The sequence below is a fragment of the Neisseria sp. SLRRB23 genome (assembly GCF_050896295.1).
Classification (GTDB): domain Bacteria; phylum Pseudomonadota; class Gammaproteobacteria; order Burkholderiales; family Neisseriaceae; genus Neisseria.
On the sequence record NZ_JBPBFH010000007.1, the window covers coordinates 18,275 to 37,899 of the forward strand.

Annotated in this window: 17 protein-coding genes, 1 tRNA gene and 2 pseudogenes; 7 read left to right on the top strand and 13 right to left on the bottom strand. The window is 48.0% G+C overall.

Annotation, left to right across the window (positions count from 1 at the left end):
- Positions 1-76 precede the first annotated feature (76 nt).
- The 5 genes and pseudogenes from ACRPFF_RS02810 to ACRPFF_RS02830 form a co-directional block, all read right to left on the bottom strand.
- Positions 77-183, bottom strand: a pseudogene (locus ACRPFF_RS02810) (IS5/IS1182 family transposase); the annotation flags it as partial.
- A 75-nt stretch (positions 184-258) separates the two neighbouring features.
- Positions 259-1,035 (bottom strand): ferredoxin--NADP reductase, encoded by a 777-nt coding sequence (locus ACRPFF_RS02815; RefSeq protein ID WP_002213456.1) that lies wholly within the window; start codon positions 1,033-1,035, stop codon positions 259-261.
- A 187-nt stretch (positions 1,036-1,222) separates the two neighbouring features.
- Positions 1,223-2,017 carry a hypothetical protein gene (locus tag ACRPFF_RS02820; RefSeq protein ID WP_349272443.1) on the bottom strand — a complete coding sequence of 265 codons (795 nt, stop codon included), beginning with the start codon at positions 2,015-2,017 and terminating at the stop codon, positions 1,223-1,225.
- A 46-nt stretch (positions 2,018-2,063) separates the two neighbouring features.
- The gene (gene thrC / locus ACRPFF_RS02825; RefSeq protein WP_432673748.1) at positions 2,064-3,473 is read right to left on the bottom strand and encodes a threonine synthase; all 1,410 of its coding nucleotides are present in this window, start codon (positions 3,471-3,473) and stop codon (positions 2,064-2,066) included.
- Between the two features lie 72 nt (positions 3,474-3,545).
- Positions 3,546-3,917, bottom strand: coding sequence for a lipoprotein (locus tag ACRPFF_RS02830; protein WP_411712030.1), 372 nt, complete (start codon positions 3,915-3,917; stop codon positions 3,546-3,548).
- A gap of 114 nt (positions 3,918-4,031) precedes the next feature.
- Between ACRPFF_RS02830 and ACRPFF_RS02835 the strand changes: the two genes are divergently transcribed.
- The 3 genes and pseudogenes from ACRPFF_RS02835 to ACRPFF_RS02845 all read left to right on the top strand — a co-directional run bounded on the left by ACRPFF_RS02835 (position 4,032) and on the right by ACRPFF_RS02845 (position 6,095).
- Positions 4,032-5,342, top strand: coding sequence for a replication-associated recombination protein A (locus tag ACRPFF_RS02835; protein ID WP_411712031.1), 1,311 nt, complete (start codon positions 4,032-4,034; stop codon positions 5,340-5,342).
- 264 nt (positions 5,343-5,606) lie between these two features.
- A pseudogene (locus ACRPFF_RS02840) lies at positions 5,607-5,947 on the top strand (N-6 DNA methylase); the annotation flags it as partial.
- A gap of 31 nt (positions 5,948-5,978) precedes the next feature.
- The gene (locus ACRPFF_RS02845; protein WP_432673719.1) at positions 5,979-6,095 is read left to right on the top strand and encodes an ABC transporter; all 117 of its coding nucleotides are present in this window, start codon (positions 5,979-5,981) and stop codon (positions 6,093-6,095) included.
- Positions 6,096-6,254: 159 nt separating this feature from the next.
- Here the strand turns inward: ACRPFF_RS02845 and ribBA are convergent, their stop codons facing one another.
- From ribBA to ACRPFF_RS02875, 6 genes are all read right to left on the bottom strand, one after another.
- Positions 6,255-7,412 carry a bifunctional 3,4-dihydroxy-2-butanone-4-phosphate synthase/GTP cyclohydrolase II gene (gene ribBA / locus ACRPFF_RS02850; protein WP_432673720.1) on the bottom strand — a complete coding sequence of 386 codons (1,158 nt, stop codon included), beginning with the start codon at positions 7,410-7,412 and terminating at the stop codon, positions 6,255-6,257.
- Positions 7,413-7,424: 12 nt separating this feature from the next.
- Positions 7,425-7,592 (bottom strand): hypothetical protein, encoded by a 168-nt coding sequence (locus ACRPFF_RS02855; protein WP_432673721.1) that lies wholly within the window; start codon positions 7,590-7,592, stop codon positions 7,425-7,427.
- 213 nt (positions 7,593-7,805) lie between these two features.
- A complete protein-coding gene (locus ACRPFF_RS02860) occupies positions 7,806-8,408 on the bottom strand; it encodes a hypothetical protein (RefSeq protein ID WP_432673722.1) in 603 nt (200 codons plus the stop codon).
- Positions 8,405-8,764 (bottom strand): glycosyltransferase family 2 protein, encoded by a 360-nt coding sequence (locus tag ACRPFF_RS02865; RefSeq protein WP_432673723.1) that lies wholly within the window; start codon positions 8,762-8,764, stop codon positions 8,405-8,407. The genes ACRPFF_RS02860 and ACRPFF_RS02865 overlap by 4 nt, the downstream gene beginning before the upstream one ends.
- A 321-nt stretch (positions 8,765-9,085) precedes the next feature.
- Complete coding sequence (ribA, locus tag ACRPFF_RS02870) at positions 9,086-9,679, bottom strand: GTP cyclohydrolase II (protein WP_304668502.1); 594 nt, start codon at positions 9,677-9,679, stop codon at positions 9,086-9,088.
- Positions 9,672-10,346: a hypothetical protein gene (locus ACRPFF_RS02875; RefSeq protein ID WP_432673724.1), complete on the bottom strand. Its 675-nt coding sequence runs from the start codon at positions 10,344-10,346 to the stop codon at positions 9,672-9,674. Before ACRPFF_RS02875 ends, ribA begins: the two co-directional genes overlap by 8 nt.
- 147 nt (positions 10,347-10,493) lie before the next feature.
- On the opposite strand from ACRPFF_RS02875, the gene ACRPFF_RS02880 reads away from it, so the two are divergent.
- Positions 10,494-10,578 (top strand) — tRNA-Leu (locus ACRPFF_RS02880).
- Between the two features lie 106 nt (positions 10,579-10,684).
- On the opposite strand, the gene ACRPFF_RS02885 is transcribed toward ACRPFF_RS02880, so the two are convergent.
- Positions 10,685-10,987, bottom strand: coding sequence for a hypothetical protein (locus ACRPFF_RS02885; protein ID WP_432673725.1), 303 nt, complete (start codon positions 10,985-10,987; stop codon positions 10,685-10,687).
- A 109-nt stretch (positions 10,988-11,096) separates the two neighbouring features.
- Here ACRPFF_RS02885 and purM point away from each other — a divergent pair, with 109 nt between their 5' ends.
- The 3 genes from purM to ACRPFF_RS02900 all read left to right on the top strand — a co-directional run bounded on the left by purM (position 11,097) and on the right by ACRPFF_RS02900 (position 19,141).
- Positions 11,097-12,131, top strand: coding sequence for a phosphoribosylformylglycinamidine cyclo-ligase (gene purM, locus ACRPFF_RS02890; RefSeq protein ID WP_432673749.1), 1,035 nt, complete (start codon positions 11,097-11,099; stop codon positions 12,129-12,131).
- A gap of 216 nt (positions 12,132-12,347) precedes the next feature.
- Complete coding sequence (locus ACRPFF_RS02895) at positions 12,348-15,698, top strand: autotransporter outer membrane beta-barrel domain-containing protein (RefSeq protein WP_432673726.1); 3,351 nt, start codon at positions 12,348-12,350, stop codon at positions 15,696-15,698.
- 227 nt (positions 15,699-15,925) lie between these two features.
- Positions 15,926-19,141 carry a YadA-like family protein gene (locus ACRPFF_RS02900; RefSeq protein ID WP_432673727.1) on the top strand — a complete coding sequence of 1,072 codons (3,216 nt, stop codon included), beginning with the start codon at positions 15,926-15,928 and terminating at the stop codon, positions 19,139-19,141.
- 56 nt (positions 19,142-19,197) lie between these two features.
- Here ACRPFF_RS02900 and ACRPFF_RS02905 read toward each other — a convergent pair whose 3' ends face one another.
- A complete protein-coding gene (locus ACRPFF_RS02905) occupies positions 19,198-19,464 on the bottom strand; it encodes a glutamate ligase domain-containing protein (protein WP_432673728.1) in 267 nt (88 codons plus the stop codon).
- Between the last annotated feature and the right edge of the window lie 161 nt (positions 19,465-19,625).

Sequence of the window (19,625 nt, forward strand, 5' to 3'; positions counted from 1 at the left end):
TGCTAATTAACGGATAGGTCTGGATTCCCGCCTGTGCGTGAATGACGGAAATGTGCATTTCTAATTTTTACCCACTATATAGTGAATTAAATTTAAACCGGTACGGTGTTGGCTCGCCTTGCCGTACTATTTGTACTGTCTGCGGCTCGCCGCCTTGTCCTGATTTAAATTTAATTCACTATAAAAACCCCGAATCCTGATTGGCAGGATTCGGGTTCTTTTATCGCTGATGCCGTTCAGACGGCATTTTCAAGCAGCTTATTGATCCACAAATGCGCGCTCAATCAGGTAATCGCCGCGTACGCCTGTTTTCGGAGAGACGGTCAGGCCGAAATCGTCCAAAACTTTGCAGGTGTCTTTCAGCATCGCGGGGCTGCCGCACAGCATGGCGCGGTCGTCTTGAGGATTGATTTTGGGCAGGCCGATGTCTTCAAACAGTTTGCCGCTTACCATCAGGTCGGTTAGGCGGCCGTGGTGTTCGAATTCTTCACGCGAAACAATCGGGTAGTAAATCAGTTTTTCTTTAACCAAGTCGCCGAGGTATTCGTGTTCGGGCAATTCTTTGGTAAAGCGGTCGTAGTACGCCAAATCTTTTTTGTAGCGCACGCCGTGTACGAGGATGATTTTTTCAAATTGCTCGTAAATTTCGGGGTCTTTGGTGATGCTCAAGAAAGGGGCGATGCCGGTACCGGTGCTCAACAGGTAAAGGTGTTTGCCTGGATTCAGGTCGCCGGCAACCAGAGTTCCGGTCGGTTTTTTGCTGATTAACACGTCGTCGCCGACTTTGAGGTGTTGCAGGCGGCTGGTCAGAGGGCCGTCTTGGACTTTAATGCTGAAAAATTCGAGGTGTTCTTCCCAGTTGGCGGAGGCAACGCTGTATGCGCGCATCAGCGGCTTGCCGTCCACCATCAGCCCGACCATAACGAATTGGCCGTTTTCAAAGCGCAACGATTCGTCGCGGGTGCAGGTAAAGGTAAAATATGCGTCTGTCCAGTGGTGTACGGACAATACTTTTTGGGTATTGAATGCTGCCATTTGGGTTTCCTGTCAGTAAAAGAAATGGATAGTGCTTGTTCGGGACGTGCGGCAGAGTGAAAATGTCTGCCCGATTCGGGATAAAGCCAAAATTCTAAACGAAACGGATGGTTGCGACAATGCTTGATGCGCGTTGGTTATATGCCGTCTGAAGGGCTTCAGACGGCATCGCGGGGAGGACGGCGGCTTATGGCGGCATATCGGCAAGAGAAATCAGGGAAATCGAGGCTGCCAGCCTGAGCGCGTCCCGTCCCCAGCGGGGGTGTTCCAGCCTGCGTATCGGGAGGATCGGTTTGACGGTGGCGGCAATCAGCTTTTGTATTTCGGCAGGCTGATCTGACAATACGCCGCCCCATTTTTCCGCAGCCGCTTCCAGCAGTCCGCCGTTTTTCAATATCAGCGCGGTCGAATGGATGTAGCAGAGCCAATCGCGGGCTTGGCATTGCGCTATGGTCAGGACTTCGGAAGGGTCGTCTTCAAAATCCAAAAAGCTGATGTTTTTTCCGTCCGACATCATATTCCGTGCAAACGCCTGACTGAGGAACTGCTGTTTTTTATGCACGCGTGCAATGGCTTCCAAACCGGCAAGCCAAGCGTCCGCCTTTCCAGCCTCGGCTTCTTGGCGGATTTGCGTATCGAGCGGGATGCCTTCCAAATTGCCGAACATAAGGGCATTTTTCCGGACGGCGAGCAATTCGGGAACGGCTATCCCCGCCGAGCGCAATTCGTACAGGCGTTTTGATTCGGTTGCAATGGCAGGCTCGCCGCCGAGGCTGGGAACCGGCTTCAACACCCCCAGTTTCAAATATCGGGCAACCATACCGAGCAGCGCGTAACGCCACCGTGCATTGTGCCTGCCTGCTTTGCGTACCCATACCTTGGTTCCGTCGGCAAGCAGGTGGGGAGCGATGGCTGCCTCCTGTTTTGCCGCCAATTCGTCCAGCAGTATGGAAAAACGGGTTTCCTGCATAGGTAAGGTCATTTTCTTTCAATCTTAAGTTCGGACGGAATGCTGCCCACACGGGACATCAGGCAAGGGTTTGTTCGATGATGCCTTTTACCGCATCCGCACTGTTCGGCACGGTTTGTACGCGCTGCGGCAGGCTTTCCAAACCTTCCAACGCGGCAGGGCGTGGAATGGCGACATCGCCGACGGCTTCGCGTATGGTCGCATCGAATTTCGCAGCCAACGCGGTTTCCAAACAAACCACCGTTTCCCCTTCTTCACGCACTTCGCGGGCGACTTTTACGCCGTCGGCAGTATGCGGGTCGATGAGTTCTTGATTTTGCTCGTAAACCTGTTTGATGGTGGCAAGGCGGTCTGCGTGGGTGGATTTGCCGGAAGTAAAGCCGTATTTGCCGCCGACTTTGTCCAAGGCAAACCGCAGGTCAAAGCCTTTGCCTGCAGCTACTTCCGCCCANAGCGTATTGATTTCCTGAGGATCGCGATCCATCAGGTCGAACACGAAACGCTCGAAGTTGGACGCTTTGGAAATGTCCATAGACGGGCTGGAGGTTACATAAGTATGCGCGCTGTTGCGCGGGCGGTATGCGCCGGTTTTGAAAAACTCGTCCAGCACATCGTTTTCATTGGTCGCGACAATCAGGCAGCGGACAGGCAAGCCCATTTGTTTGGCGATGTGTCCCGCGCAAACGTTGCCGAAGTTGCCGCTCGGCACGCAGAAGCTGACTTGCTCGTCATTGCTTTGTGTCGCTTTGAAATAGCCTGCAAAGTAATAAACCACTTGCGCGACGATGCGTCCCCAGTTGATAGAATTGACCGTACCGATGTGATATTTTTCCTTGAACGCGGCATCGTTCTGCACCGCCTTCACAATATCCTGACAGTCGTCAAACATCCCCTTCACGGCGATATTGTGGATATTTCCGTCTTGCAGGCTGTACATTTGCGCGCGTTGGAACGCGCTCATCTTACCGTCGGGTGACAACATAAATACGTTCACGCCTTTTTTGCCGCGCAAGGCATATTCCGCAGCCGAACCCGTATCGCCGCTGGTCGCGCCCAAGATATTGAGTTTTTTGCCTTCTTTGTTTAAAACATATTCAAACGCATTGCCCAAAAACTGCATCGCCATATCTTTGAACGCCAGCGTCGGGCCGTTGGACAAGGCTTGGATTTTGATGCCGTCTGAAAGCGTGCGGACGGGGGTGATTTCCTTAGTACCGAACGCCGCTTCCGTGTAAGTACGGTTCAGAATGTCGCGCAAATCGTCCTCCGGAATATCCGTAACGAACAGGCGCATAATTTCAAACGCCAATTCGGGATAAGACAAACCGCGCCATTTGTCCAAGGTTTCGCGCCCGATTTGCGGATAATGTTCCGGCAGCATCAGACCGCCGTCGGGTGCAAGCCCCATCAATAAAACTTCGCTGAACGGTTTGTGTGCGGTTTCGCCGCGCGTGCTGATGTATTTCATGATTTTTCTCGTCTGTCGAAATTGCAGGAAAACGGCTTCAGACGGCATCTGTCTCATGCCGTCTGAAGAAGGTTAGCGGTACAGGCGTTTGAAGCAGGCGGAAACCGTTTTGGCAGTAACGGTGGTAATTGCCTGATTGCGCGTGGACTGGTTCAGCATCTGCATCACATCGTTGCCGGTCAGCTGGTTGGGTGCTTCTTCGGTAGCGCAGCCGCAAATCTTGTTTTCCCATTCCGCCTGTTTTTCGGCACTCATCGCCAGCGCGGTCAAACGCCATTCGCTGCGTTTGTTCAATTCCGCACGGCATTGGCTTTCTACCGCCATTTTGACGATGCTGCCGCCCATACCCGTGCCGCCGTCTAAGCCACCGAATGTGTTGCCGCCGCCGACGGCGCAGCCGCTCAATAAAACCGCAAGCAGGGCGGCAGATAAGGTTTTCTTCATAACGATTGTGCCCTTGTTTGAAATTTGCGCATTATACCGTAAGCAGAACGATGTGTGCGTTCCGCGCAACTGACGTATAATCCGTGCCGTCTGAAAACCTTTGCGGAAACCGCCATGTCCGACCTTTTCACCCGCCAACCCGACGCGCCGCTTGCCGAACGCCTGCGCCCGCATACGCTTGATGATGTTATCGGGCAACAGCATTTAATCGGCGAAGGCAAGCCGCTGCGGGTGGCGGTGGAAGGCGGGAAGCCGCATTCTATGTTGCTGTGGGGGCCGCCGGGCGTAGGCAAGACGACGTTGGCGCGGATTTTGGCGCAGAGTTTCAATGCCCAGTTTCTGCCTGTTTCCGCCGTGTTTTCCGGCGTAAAAGACATCCGCGAGGCAATCGATAAAGCCGAAATCGCTTTGCAGCAGGGACGCGCGACGATTTTATTTGTCGATGAAGTCCACCGCTTCAACAAGGCGCAGCAGGACGCGTTTTTGCCGCATGTTGAAAGCGGTTTGCTGACCTTTATCGGCGCAACGACGGAAAATCCGTCGTTCGAAGTCAATCCCGCGCTGTTGAGCCGCGCGCAGGTATATGTTTTGCAATCCTTGTCTTCAGACGACCTCAAGAAACTGATTGCCAAAGTGTTGGCATTGCCCGAATACCAAGATTTCACGATTGAGGCCGATGCGCAGGAGCTGCTCGTCAATACCGCCGACGGCGATGCGCGCAGATTGTTGAATCTGTTGGAACAACTGTTACGCGCTGCCGACACACGTCGTCTGAAAACCTTAACCGCCGAATTTCTTGCCGACAGTCTCGGGGCGCAAATCCGCCGTTTCGACAAAGGTGGCGAGAGTTTCTACAACCAAATATCCGCCCTGCACAAATCCGTGCGCGGTTCGCATCCCAATGCCGCGCTGTATTGGTTTTGCCGTATGCTCGACGGCGGCACCGACCCGCGCTACCTCGCCCGCCGCATCGTGCGTATGGCGTGGGAGGACATCGGGCTTGCCGACCCTCGCGCCTTCCAAATCGCCAACGATGCCGCCGCCACCTTTGAACGCTTAGGCTCGCCCGAAGGCGAACTCGCACTGGCGCAAGCTGTGCTGTACCTTGCCGCCGCTGCCAAATCCAACGCGGGCTACAAGGCATACAACCAAATGCGCCGTTTCGTTAAAGAAAACGCCAGCGACGAAGTGCCCGTCCACCTGCGCAACGCCCCGACCAAGCTGATGAAGGAATTGGGCTACGGACATGAATACCGCTATGCCCACGACGAACCGAACGCCTACGCCGCCGGCGAAAGCTATATGCCCGACGGCTTGGACGAACCGGACTTCTACCAACCCGTTCCGCGCGGGCTGGAAATCAAAATCGGCGAAAAGCTGGCATGGTTGAAATCGCTGGACGAAGAAGTATTAAAGGCAAAATGAAGCAATGCCGTCTGAAGCAGAACAGTATGGCAAAGCCGGTACACCAAAAAGGCGTATCGGCTTTTTTCAGGTCTTATCCTGTTTATCGATAAAGCCAATAAAGACAAGGTGGTATAGTGGATTAACAAAAACCAGTACGGCGTTGCCTCGCCTTAGCTCAAAGAGAACGATTCTCTAAGGTGCTCAAGCACCAAGTGAATCGGTTCCGTACTATTTGTACTGTCTGCGGCTTCGTCGCCTTGTCCTGATTTTTGTTAATCCACTATATTAATCGACGCATCTGGCTTGGGTGAAAAAATCAAAGACGGCAAAAAACCGTACTTTCCCGTGCAGAAGAACAAAAAATCTGAAATACCTTCACGCACAAACAGGCAGTGGAAGATTTCAGCGTGGTGGTCGGTTACGATGAAATCAAAGCCAAAAACTACAGCCTGTCAGCGGGGCAGTATTTCGAGGTAAAGATTGATTATGTGGATATATCCGCCGACGAATTTGCGCAAAAAATAGCGTGATTTTCATCGGATTTGGACAATCTCTTCACTGAATCTGTCGAATTGGAAAAAGAGATTAAGGATAGGCTGACGATGTTGAAATTCAATTCATAAATACCGATGAATGAAACCGGTCAAACTTAAAATGCCGTCTGAAAGCCTTTCAGACGGCATTTTGTTTGGTTTGGAAAATCCTTATGCCGTTATTTCCCCGAAAGAGAGAATCCAAAAAACCAAAGCCACAGGAATTTATCGGAAATGACAAAAACCCGACGAACCGGATTCCCGCCTGCGCGGGAATGACGAATTAGAAGTTACCCGAAATTTGAAAAAACAAAATCCAACCCAACAGACCGGGTTTTCGTTTGCACGGAAATAATGCAATAAATAAAGCAAATATAAAGTATTTGAATTTACTATATTATTTTTCCGCTTCTTCAAAGCCGACGACTTCCAAACCGAAGCCGGTGAGGCCGGTGAAGGATGACGGTTGGCCGAGGACGCGCAGTTTTTTAACATTGAGGCCGGCGAGGATTTGCGCGCCGATGCCGTAGCTTTTGCTGTCCCATTTGTAGGCTTGGTTTGCGCCTTTGGGCAGGGTGCGGTCGAGCAGGGCGGCACCGTCTTCGGTGCGGTGCAGAAGGATGACGACGCCGCTTTCGGCCTGTTGGATGCGCTCGAGTGCTTTGGGCAGCGACCATGAATGACGCGGGTTGGCTTGGATGAAGTCCATGACGCTGAAGGGTTCGTGTACGCGGACGAGGGTTTCTTCGTCGGTGGAAGGTGTGCCTTTGACGAGGGCGAGGTGGGTTTCGCCGGAGAGCTTGTCGACGTAAACGTGTTGTTGGAACTCGCCCCACGGGGTTTGTACGGGTGCGTTGCCCATGTCTTCAAGCAGGCTTTCGGTACGGCTGCGGTATTCGATGAGGTCGGCAATCGTGCCAATTTTGAGCTTGTGTTCTTCGGCAAATTTCATCAGCTCGGGCATACGCGCCATGGTGCCGTCGTCGTTGATGATTTCGCAGATGACGGCGGCGGGGATAAGCCCGTTCATTTGCGCCAGATCGACGCCGGCTTCGGTGTGTCCGGCGCGGACGAGTACGCCGCCTTTTTGGGCGCGAAGCGGGAAGATATGACCGGGTTGGACGATGTCTTCGGGTTTGGCGGTCGGGGAAACGGCAGTTTGAATAGTCAGTGCGCGGTCGGCGGCAGAAATGCCGGTGGTAATGCCGTGTGCGGCTTCGATGGAGACGGTAAAGTTGGTGCCGTATTGCGCGCCGTTTTTCTGGGTCATCATGGGCAGGCCGAGTTTTTCGACCATTTCGCCAGCCATCGGCAGGCAGACCAAGCCGCGCGCGTTTTTAATCATAAAGTTGATGGCTTCGGGGGTAACGAATTGCGCCGCCATCAGCAGGTCGCCTTCGTTTTCGCGGTCTTCGGCATCGGTAATGATGACCATTTTGCCGGCTTTGATGTCTGCTAGGATTTCGGGGATGGTGGAGATATGGGACATGGTGCGTCTTTCTTGATGGTCGGTTTGGGCGGCGGGGTTTGCCTGATCCAGCCACATGGCAGGCATGTTCGCCGCCTGTTAGATTTTTCTGGCTTTTTTCTCGCCGAAGGATTTGTTTTTTAAGAGGGCGGAGAGCTCGCCCGTATTGAGGCAGACGGCTTCGGCAAAACGGGTTTGCAAACCGCCGTAGTATTTTGCTATCCACTGCCGCAGGTTGCGGCGGCGCAGGTCGGCTGTGTCGGTCATTGTTTTTCCCTTTGCGGAAACCGGATGTAGCGGATTGTAATCACGTATTTACCAAAAAGCAAATCTGTTTTTTCGCTAAACCGAATTATTTGCTTTTTGGTAAACAGATGCCGTCTGAAGCCGGATTCGTGGCTTCAGACGGCATTGCCGCAACCCCGCCGGCGGGGCGGCTGTTTCTTCCCGCACGCTTCTGATTATGGGGGTTCCGGAGGGTTATTCCGAAAAAATTTCTGATAAAAAGCCTTTGATGAATGCTGTCTTCCCGATAAAAACCGGACGGATTGCCTTCGCGCCGAATATCTTTCTGCATTTTTCTTTAAATGAAAAATATTCTAGGTAGATGACGATAATGTTTTTGGAAAAATGAAGCCCTACCAATATAGACCTCAGATAGCCGATATTGTCGAAGACAAATTTTTGCAAACCGCCGTAGATAGGGGAATTTTTGTTTTCGACTAAAAAATCCACACCCCGGTTGAGATGCGTCAGCATATCGCTGAAATTTTTGTATTTGATGTTGTGGCTGATAGAGCCGCCGAGAACGCGGTACTGGTAAAAAGGGTTATCGTAAAAGGCAAAAGTCTTGATAAAACGCGCCAATTGCAAACTGTACGGGAAATCCTCGTGAATGTATCCTTTTGGGAAAAACAGATTGTTTTTGATGATTATTTCCCGCCTGACAATCTTTGTCCACGCGTTGGAGATATAGTACCGCCCCTCCACCAGCATTTCAACATGGCGGACAAAATCATTATCCGAAAAGTCCTCCCCTTTGGAGATGTCGTGGTAATTGAAGGACGAAGGGTGCAGGATCAAATCAATCTTTTTATCTGCAAGTTGTTGTAAATCAAAGAGAATCCCCCCCCCGCGTTTTTTGAACGGTTGGTATCGGCCCAATAGTCGTCGCTGTCCAAAAAGATCAGGTAATCGCCTTTTGCCGCCCGGATACCGGCGTTGCGGGCATCCGACAGCCCGCCGTTTTCTTTATGAATAACTTTTATATGCGGATATTTGTCTGCATATTCGTCGCAAATCTTCCCGCAGCCGTCCGGCGAACCGTCATCGACCAAAATCATTTCATAATCGGCAAAATTTTCGGCAAGCACGGAATCCACGCAGCAGCGGAGGTATTTTTCCACATTGTAAATAGGGACGATGATGGAGAAAATCATAAATATCAATCCGTTGTATTAAGATGTTTGCGCGTATGCCTCAAACCCGCACCCGCAATGCGTTTGCATTCGCACCCTGTAACTTTATATAGTGGATTAACAAAAATCAGGACAAGGCGACGAAGCCGCAGACAGTACAAATAGTACGGAACCGATTCACTTGGTGCTTCAGCACCTTAGAGAATCGTTCTCTTTGAGCTAAGGCGAGGCAACGCTGTACTGGTTTTTGTTAATCCACTATAAAACTTATTGCTTTATCAAGGTATGGGAAACCTGTTTCCCGAAAGGCGGCGCAGGATGCCCGTTCCCTGCATCTTTGCCTTATTCAGACATCAGATGTCCCAGCTTGTCTGCTTTGGTTTGGAGGTAGCGTTTGTTTTCAAGGTTTTCCCCGACGTGCAGGGGGATGCGTTCGACCACGTTAATCCCCGCATCTTTCAGAGTTTGGATTTTTTCGGGGTTGTTGGTCAGCAGTTTGACCGAGCGGATGCCCAGATATTCGTAGATAGATTGCGCCAAACGGAAATCGCGGGCATCGACGGGCAGCCCGAGTGCCAAATTGGCTTCAACGGTATCCATGCCTTGGTCTTGCAAATGATAGGCGCGGATTTTGTTAATCAGCCCGATGCCGCGTCCTTCCTGACGCAGATAGACGATGATGCCGCGCCCCTCTGCCTGTACCGCCCTCATGGCCGCTTCAAGTTGCGGCCCGCAGTCGCACTTTCTGGAAAACAGCGCGTCGCCCGTCAGGCATTCGGAGTGGATGCGCGTCAGAACCGGATTGCCGTCTGAAAAATCACCGACGGTCAGCGCGACGTGTTCCTGCCCGCTTGCTTCTTCAAAACCGTGCATCGTAAATACGCCCCATTCGGTCGGTAGGCGGCAGGAAGCGACATAGCTCAATAATTCAGACATTTTCAGCTCCCTCTGCGGCAGTGATGCCCAAAAGCTGCTTCAAAGGTTCGGACAGAGCCAAAGCCAAAGCGACCCATTCCGCCTGCGCCGCCTCATCCGCACAACCGGCTTTTTCAAATTCGACGTGAACCACGCCCAGCACGCCGCCGCTCTCCGTACAAACGGGAATGGAAAGCTGCGCCGCCGAATGCCGGTTGCGTTCGCCGGACAGCTCGCCCAATGCCAGCCAACGGCCCACATCCGAAGCAATATTCATCCAGCCGCTTTGCGCGCAACGGCAGGCAAGTGAAATATCGGCAACATTTTCATCCAGCTCCCATATGTTTTCCAAACCTTCTCCCTGTTGGGACAGGCACACCAGCTGAAAGGCGGCGTTTTCAGACGGCATCAGGGCATAAACGGCTGCGGCGCGCACGCCTTCACAGCGCGAAAATACCGAATCCAAAGCCATAAAAAGCTGTTTCAGGCTGTCTTCGCGACCATCGTCGCACGGCAGATAATCGGCAAGTTTCCAACCTTCATGATTGCGCCACAAAACCGAACGGTCTATCGAAGCCATCCCCATATCCATCACCGTCTTTGCGGTCAGATACGCCGTCCGTACCTCGTCTGGCGGCAGCTTTAAACCTTGGGTCAGCAGAAAATCTTTAATCAAAGCAGCAGGCATACTCAAATTCCGTCAATAAAATAAAACCGCCGGATTCCGATGCCAGGCGGACGAATAGCGGATTTTACCGCTGCAAAGCATAAGCCTCAACTATTACGCCCAAAGCCTTGCGCAATCGGACAAAATCTGTATAATCTCCACCCTTATGCGGACGTGGCGAAATTGGTAGACGCACCAGATTTAGGTTCTGGCGCCGAGAGGTGTGAGAGTTCGAGTCTCTCCGTCCGCACCAATAAAAATATATAAATCATATTGTTAATGCTTATTGGGACAATTCGGTGGCACAAAATATAAGCCGTCTGCTTTTCAGCGGGCGGCTTTTTATCTGCCTATGTGTTTCAACACACAAAACGGCACATAAAGCACCGCCATTTGTTCCGCACCGAATCGGAAGCGGGTGCTTCCGTCCCGCAATCAGATTTTTCCGCCCCGGATGCTGGGGTTTCAACCGGAAAGAAGAAAATATTAATTTTGATGATGGCATCAAAAAACTCTTCTGCCTGTCCACCAAAAGGAATGGTTAAGAAAAGCAATGCGTCTTTTGATGGAACGCGATATATAAGAAATTGAGGGGAAGGGTAGGCGGATTTCTGCCTGTTAATCCTGCAGACGAATCCGCCAAACCCGACACGCGCGGGCATATGGAGAATTGTTTACAATATGTCTAAAAATCCAAACCGGCAAACGCGAAATAAGGTAGAATACGCCCCGTTATTTTACCGTCCAATCACCATTTACCAAGGAAAAATGATGAGTACTTCATTGAGTTACCGCGATGCAGGTGTCGATATCGACGCAGGCGACCAACTGGTCGAAAACATCAAACCTTTTGCCAAACGCACGATGCGCCCGGAAGTATTGGGGGATTTGGGCGGTTTTGGCGCATTGGTCGAAATCGGCAAGAAATATAAAAATCCCGTATTGGTCAGCGGTACGGATGGAGTAGGAACCAAACTCAAACTTGCCTTCGATTGGGATAAACACGATACGGTGGGCATTGACCTTGTTGCAATGAGTGTCAACGATATTTTGGTTCAAGGTGCAGAGCCCTTGTTTTTCTTGGATTATTTTGCCTGCGGCAAATTGGATGTTCCGCGCGCGACCGATGTCATCAAAGGCATTGCACAAGGTTGCGAAGAATCCGGTTGCGCCCTGATTGGCGGGGAAACTGCCGAAATGCCGGGCATGTATCCCGTTGGCGAATACGATTTGGCAGGTTTTGCCGTCGGCGTGGTGGAAAAAGAGAATGTTATTACCGGCCGCAGCATTGGCGCGGGCGATGTGGTATTGGGTTTGGCTTCCAACGGAGCACATTCAAACGGCTATTCCCTTATCCGTAAAATTATCGAACGCGACAATCCCGATTTGGATGCCGAGTTTGATAATGGCAAAACTTTGCGTGAAGCCATTATTGCGCCGACACGTCTGTATGTGAAACCGATTCTTGCCGCTTTGGAAAAATTTACCATTAAAGGTATGGCGCACATTACCGGCGGCGGCATTACCGAAAACGTGCCGCGCGTATTGCCTGAAAACACGGTTGCACAAATCAATGCCGAATCGTGGGAATTGCCCAAGCTCTTCCAATGGCTTCAAAAGGCGGGCAATGTGGAAACCCAAGAAATGTACCGAACCTTTAACTGCGGTATCGGTATGGTTGTCATCGTTGCTGCTGAAGATGCCGATGCGGTTCGGTCATTCCTGAGCGGGCAGGGCGAGACAGTTTACCGTTTGGGTTTCATCCGAGAGCGTCAAGGGAACGAGCATCAAACCCAAGTTGTCTGACCTCCAAGCATCAAATGCCGTCTGAAAGCCAATGCCGTCTGAACCTGTTTCAGACGGCATTTTTATTATGTTGGCGATTATTCTTTTTGCTTGCCATATTCGGGGGGGGGGGTAAACTCTTGATAAGAGTTAATCCTTATTAAAGAGTTAATCATTATTAAAATGATTGACATCAATTTTTACTTATCTTTATGTTTTGAAATTACGGGCTCCCTTATGAAACCATTTCCCTATCGCAAAACGCTTTTAAGCATTTTGATTTCTTCTCTTTCTGCAACAGCTTTTTCAGCTGAATATTCCAGTATTAATGAAAATAAACAGATTTCAGGTGAAACGCCTATTGGTCACGAAGTTACAGAACCTACCAATACTGTTACCGGTAATGTAAATATCACGGTTACACCTGCAAATCCTTCAATACACACTTATCCTAAAGCCATTATTATTCGTGGCGATCGTACCGAAGAAATTCAAGGAAAAACCGATATTGCTGTTACTTTAGCCAGTGAAGGAAATCCTAATATGTCTCCAGACTCCAATGCAGCCTATGGCATTGCGGTTGGGTATGATTATCAGGGTAATGGTACAAATAAGACTGTTTTAACATTAAAAGATGATGCAACAATCAAAGTAGATAATACTCCAGATACCAAACTAGGCTCCCGAACCTTTAGCGGTGCAACTGCTCCATTCGGTCATCAACTTTCAGGGATTAGGATCTATCGAAAATCACCCGCTCATTCAACCCCTATTTTAAATTCTGAAAAATCATTAACTATCAATGTTGAAGATAAATCAACCGCAAAAATTGGCGATTATTTGGTAGGTATCTACATTGCAGGTGATGGTGCGGAAGCCAATTTAAAAGACAGCAAAATCACTGTAAAAGCGAATGGTAAACATTCCGCAGCACTGAAAATTGGTAAACCAGAATTACCTAACACGCCAAAAGCTGATGATTACAAAGGTGCGGTAATCAACTCGACAGGCAATATGGTGCTTGATACGTCAGAAACAAAAGATTCAGCTACAGTGCGTTTATTCGGTACCAAATCCCGTTTAATCGCGGATAGTGAAACCAGCACAGGAACAATCACATCAGGTAATTCGGCTATTGTGTTTGATACGCAAGATTACTCTACTAAGGTAAGCTATCTTTTTGTTAGAGACAGTGTTTCCCGTAACGAACCAAACAAAGATCAAGAAGTGCGGTTGAATAATACCAAAATTTCAACCACTTCTGAAAATGCCTCATTGATTGTCGCGGATGCCAAGAATGTGAACAGCTTGGCGGTATCTTTTGCAGGAGGTAAAGTCGCCAGCTGGTTTAACAATGGGGAATTTGTTGCTGAAAATGCAAAATTTTTATTAAAAGGCGCGCAATCGGAAGCAAGGGCGGCAAACAAAGGTTGGTTGGCTGAAACAAAATTAGCAAAAACCAAAGCCTCAGATCTTACTTTTACGCTGGATAATCAGGCAAAAGCGGTCGGCCTGACGCATCAGCATTCAAGGGCGGGCTTAAGCTCTAAACTTGATGTTGTCGTTGATCATAACGCAACTTGGGAATTAGCACCGAAAGCCGATGAAGCTGTCCAACGTGCGACCGCTTATGATGTGAATCTTGCCAATGGTGGGGTACTGGATGCTTCAAAACATGCGACTGGAGCAGGTACCGACTATAAAATTACATTAATTCATAAACACAGTGATAAAAGCGCAAATAAATCATCAATTCCTGATGGAACTGTTTCTATTCCTGAAGGAGAGATCTTTGGCGCATCTGGTACATTAATCAATCCAGATGGAACTGAAAAATCATTTACAATGCGCTTCCCCCTCCCTATTACCAATGCTGTGCTAAAAATTACAAATGGCGCAATGGAATTCAAATCAGAAGATCTTGGAACGATAAAACTGACAAAGGCAACATTTAACCTTGAAAAAGGCACATCATTAGAAACACCCGAAGGAACTACATTGCTATCAGGCGGTAGGCTGACCCTATCTAATACAGGTATTTCTTTATCGGGTACAACTTCTGTATTTGAAAAGGGAACTTTCACCAATGGCGGCATCATTACGCTTGCCAATCAATCCTATGCAGACAAACTGACCATTGAAGGAAATTATGTTGGTAATAATGGTGTGTTAGAAGTAAACACCAAATGGGATACTCCAGGAGATTATTCCGGCGCACATTCAGAATCAGATTTATTAACGATTACCGGTGATGCCTCTGGTAATACGACTGTTAAAGCCGTTAAAACAGATGGTACTGAAAATGTTATTGATGGCTCAATCGGCGAACTTGCCGATCGCTACAAACGTAGTGTCCCTGTTATTAAAGTTTTAGGCGATGACAAAGGAACAGCAAACGGTGAAATAAATTCTACGGATGCAACCAAACCTTACGCTTACAATACACGTTCAACCTTTACCGGTACAGCAAAAACCGCAGGTGCAGGGGAATTACAATTAGTTTCTCATAAAGATGACAATGGTGTAACAGAATACTTCTGGACTTTAACCACACCAAATCAAGATAAAACCATCATCACGCCAAGCGCGCCGGCTTATACGCTCGTTCCGCGTCAAAACTTGGAATCAGGCTATGCGATGCTGGATACGCTTCACCAACGCCGTGGCGAAAACCAAACCCTTTCTTGGGACAGGCAAGGTAGTTATTGGCAAGATGTGGAAAAACAATCTTGGGGGCGCGTAATCGGCAAACACCTCAAACTCGATGGAAAAGAACGTTTTGGTTTCAAAACCAATATGTACGGCTTCCAAGTGGGACACGATTTTGATGTTAAAACCAAACAAGATGATGAGGGCAAACTTACTCGTCGTTTTACCGGCTTGTATTTCGGCGCGTTACGTTCCCATAGCAAATTCTATGATGAATACCGCGCTAAAAACGGCATCGTGATTGCAGATAAATTAACTTCCCACGTAAAAACTACCGCACTTAATCTTGGTGTAACCGATACGCGTTACCATGAAAACGGCACTTACATTGATTTGGTGGGGCAGCTTTCTTGGTTAAATAACCGTTATTCGGCGGTTGACGGTACAGGTGCGAAAAATCACGGCTGGGGAGCTGCCCTTTCAGTGGAAACCGGCCGCCCTTACGCCTTAGGTAAAGACAAAACCAACAACGGAGATAGCTGGATTTTAGAGCCGCAAGCGCAACTGATTGCGCAATACTTGCGCTTAGGCAACTTTAACGACGGCACTCGTGCCGTTTCGCAAAAAGGTTACGGTTTGCGCGGCCGTGTCGGTTTCCGTTTGGCACATAACCAACCGAACGATAAGCAACGCACGCGCACCTATTATTTCACCGGTAATATTTGGCACGATTTTAAAGCAAGGGGCAACGCATTAATCGGGTCGGACAAATTAGCCGGGAAGTTTGCCCGCACTTGGTGGGAATTAGGCTTAGGTTCTCAATTCTCCTTAAGTGAAAACACTTACCTTTATGCAGATGCTCGCTATGAAAAATCCTTCGATAGCAACCGACACAAAGGTTATCAAGGCACCGTGGGTGTGAAATATTCTTGGAAATAATGAATAACAAAGAGAATAATCAGGGCGTGTAAACGCCCTGTAGTACTACAGGGGGATGTGTAACTATGTTACACATCGAAAAATTAAAATCCCAATCCCTCACTAAAATTTAATGTAGTACTTCTCTTTTCCTGTTGTTTGGTGACAGAAAGGATAAGGATCTATCTGTTCGATCTAGTCAATTTTCTTCTGTCGTAAGAAATTCTTCTTTTATACGATTTTTTATTATGAATACAAAAACTTCTTTTTCTTATTCTCTAATTGCTTTGGCTTTGTGGAGTAATTATTCGTTTGGGGTAATAACACAGATTGGTGACACAAATACGATTATTGCAGGCACTGCAACAAACTGGAATGCTAATAATACTCTTGTGTTAGGTAATGCAGGTGTTGTTGGCGGTACACATCGAATAGTTATTGGAGAAGGCGATCATCACTATTGGGATTATGGCATAGCTATCGGCAGAAACGCTGGACAAGAGTCTTATGGTGGTAAATATATTTTTACTTTTGGTGATACAGCTGGTTACAACTCCAGTGGAAATTCTGAATATAACTTTATTTTTGGTGGAAACTTATCTGGTAGAAGAACTCATGGGAAATATAATTTTACATTTGGTTCTAACGCAGGAGATGGTAACTCTGGAAACTATAACTTTACTTATGGAGAACAAGCTGGTCATCAATTAACTGGAACAAGTAACTTTGCCTTTGGTAAGTTATCTGGATTTAAGGTTTCAGGTTCACATAACATTGCTTTTGGAGAAAGTGCAGGGAGAACTATTTCAGGAAATCACAACTTTGCCACTGGTTTAGAGGCAGGACAAGATATAAGTGGTAGTCATAACATTTCTTTAATACAAGGAGCTGGTTCAAATACCAGCGGAAATTATAACTTCTTTTCAGGCTATAAAGCTGGTCAATACACAACAGGCTCCTACAACTACGCTTTAGGACCTAGTGCAGGATGGCGCGTATCTGGTAATAATAACTTTATGGCAGGGCAAGATTCAGGCCATGATACAACGGGTAGTTATAATGTCGCAATCGGTCAAAACGCAGGTCAAAATGTAAAAGGGAATTACAACTATGCTTTTGGTTTAAGTGCAGGGCAAAATGTTGATGGCTTTATAAAAAATGCGAGCGCAACAACAGCTGATGACAAATATGGTCAATCTAAAGGATGGAACAATATGGCCTTTGGCAAGGCGGCTGGTAGCAACGTGGTTGGTAACTTCAACCTTGCCTTTGCTGAAAATGCAGGGAATTATGTTGGTCATGATTGGGAAAATATCTATGATGCCGATGGCAATTTAACTGAGACAAAAGATAAAGGTACTGTAGATGGTGCAGAGCACAATATCGCTTTTGGATATAGTGCGGGAAGATGGATTGCTGGTCAAGATAACTTTGCGGCTGGCGTCAATTCTGGTAGTTGGATCAAAGGTGAAAGCAACGTTGTTTTAGGTAAAGAATCAGGAAAAGAAGTAACAGGAAACGCCAATACCGCCCTTGGTTATTACAGTGGTAATAAAGTAACGGGTAATAGTAACTTTGTAGCAGGTGCCGAAGCAGGTAAAAAAGTAACAGGTAATAGTAACTATGCGGCAGGCCATGAAGCTGGAAATGAAGTTACAGGTGATAACAATGTTGCTATGGGTAAATCTGCGGGTCAGAAAGTTACTGGCAATAGCAACTTTGCTGGCGGTGAAGATGCCGGAAAAGATGTTAAAGGCAATAACAACATTGCACTTGGTAAAAAATCAGGTAATAAACTCAAAGGCAATGAAAATATTTCTATTGGCGAAGGAGCCAATTCTGAAGATGATGTATTAGAAGTCAGTAATGCAATTGCTATAGGTAAAAAATCTAAAGCCAAGAAAGCCAATGCAGCAGCACTTGGAAATGAAAGCCAAGCTTTAGAAGAACGATCTTTGGCTTTGGGTTATCAAGCAAATGCAAGCATTGCAAATAGTGTAGCAATAGGCAGTAATGCAACCACAGTATCTACTTCAAATTATTCAAAGGGTACTGATAATACCTACACGTCTCAAGATATTGGCTATTACACGACTGGAAGTACGGTTAAAAATTTTGCTAATTTTGCAGGTGGCACAAATGTTGTAGGTGTATTTAGCGTAGGTAATGAAACACAAACTCGCCGAATCCAACACGTTGCGCCAGGCTTAATTTCAGCAGAGAGCACCGATGCAATCAACGGATCCCAACTTTACAGCTTTATTCCGCGAGTATCTTTCTACAGCGGTGGTGCGAAAGCAACTGAAGGCGCAACCACATCTCCAGCAATTGGGAGTACAGTTGTTGAAAACTTCCTTGCTAACGGCTTACGTATGGATTTTGGGGATGGTTTATATGCAGAAAAACGTAAAGATTCCAACGGTGACTTTATTTTTGTAGGCTCTAGTGTGAAAAATACAACGGGTAATGCAGGAACAAAAGTTTCAGCGAAAGTCGCCACTAATAGTGATGGTTCGCATACCATTACTATAACAGACAGCGATGGCACAACGACTGCAACTATTACAAATGGCCAACCAGGCTCTCAAGGTGAAACTGGACCTGCTGGTCCTCAAGGCACTCCTGGTGTGGCTGGCCCCCAAGGTCCTAAAGGTGATACCGGTCCTGCTGGTCCTCAAGGTCCTGCTGGACAAGATGGCGCAGCTGGCGCACAAGGCCCTAAAGGTGATACCGGTCCTGCTGGTCCTCAAGGTCCTGCTGGACAAGATGGCGCAGCTGGTGCACCAGGCCCTCAAGGTGAAACTGGACCTGCTGGTCCTCAAGGCACTCCTGGTGTAGCTGGCCCCCAAGGTCCTAAAGGTGATACCGGTCCTGCTGGTCTTCAAGGTCCTGCTGGACAAGATGGTGCAGCTGGCGCACAAGGCCCTAAAGGTGATAAAGGTGATAAAGGTGATACTGGAGCAACAGGTCCTAAAGGCGACAAAGGCGAGCAAGGTATCCAAGGCACCAAGGGTGATAAAGGCGATAAAGGTAATACTGGAGCAACAGGTCCTAAAGGCGATAAAGGCGAGCAAGGTATCCAAGGCACCAAAGGTGATAAGGGTGATAAAGGTGATAAAGGTGATATAGGTCCAGTCGGTCCTCAAGGTCCAACTGGAATGAAACCACAAGAAATCCGTATTATGGACCAACGCATTCATCATCTTGAAAATCGCGTTAATAAACTTGATAAACGCGTAAATGGATTAAGTGCAACAATCGCTGCTGCGGCTGCATTACCACAATCGACTATTCCAGGTAAATCAATGTTTGCTGCGGGTAGTGGTTTTTCTGCAGGCTTTTCAGCTGTGGCAGTTAGCTATTCAAGAATGTCTGATAATGGGAAAACCGTTGTAAAATTTGTCGGTACGGCAAATACCAGTAAGGATTATTCAGCGGGTGTCGGTGTTGGCTATCATTGGTAATCATTAATCTGGGGAGATAATCCCCTTTTAAAAAGACAAAGGGCTGATTTTAAATATCAGCCCTTTGTTTTAATGATAAATTTTATTTCGCCACAGCCCAAAATTCGGCTACGGTGTGGAAAGATCCAAAGACTAAAACAACATCGCCGTTCATCAATAATAGACGTTAAATGCGCAAATACCCCATTTGCATCTTTATCTTTGAGCATCCCACATACGGCAATCATTTTGCCCTCTATGCTATGTTTAAGTGCGGTCAATTTTTCAGATAAATATTTAGCAGCATGAGGATTATGCCCCACATCAACGATGATTGTTGGCAAGGTTTCAACTGGTACGTACCGTGGGTGTGAAATATTCTTGGAAATAAACCGCCTAAGCCATTCCGTCCGGGTTACGGCGGTAATAGCGTACTTAAAGGGACGGTACACCGGATGCCGTCCCTTATATATTGCACCCCGTCAAAGGGGTGCATTGCTTTTTT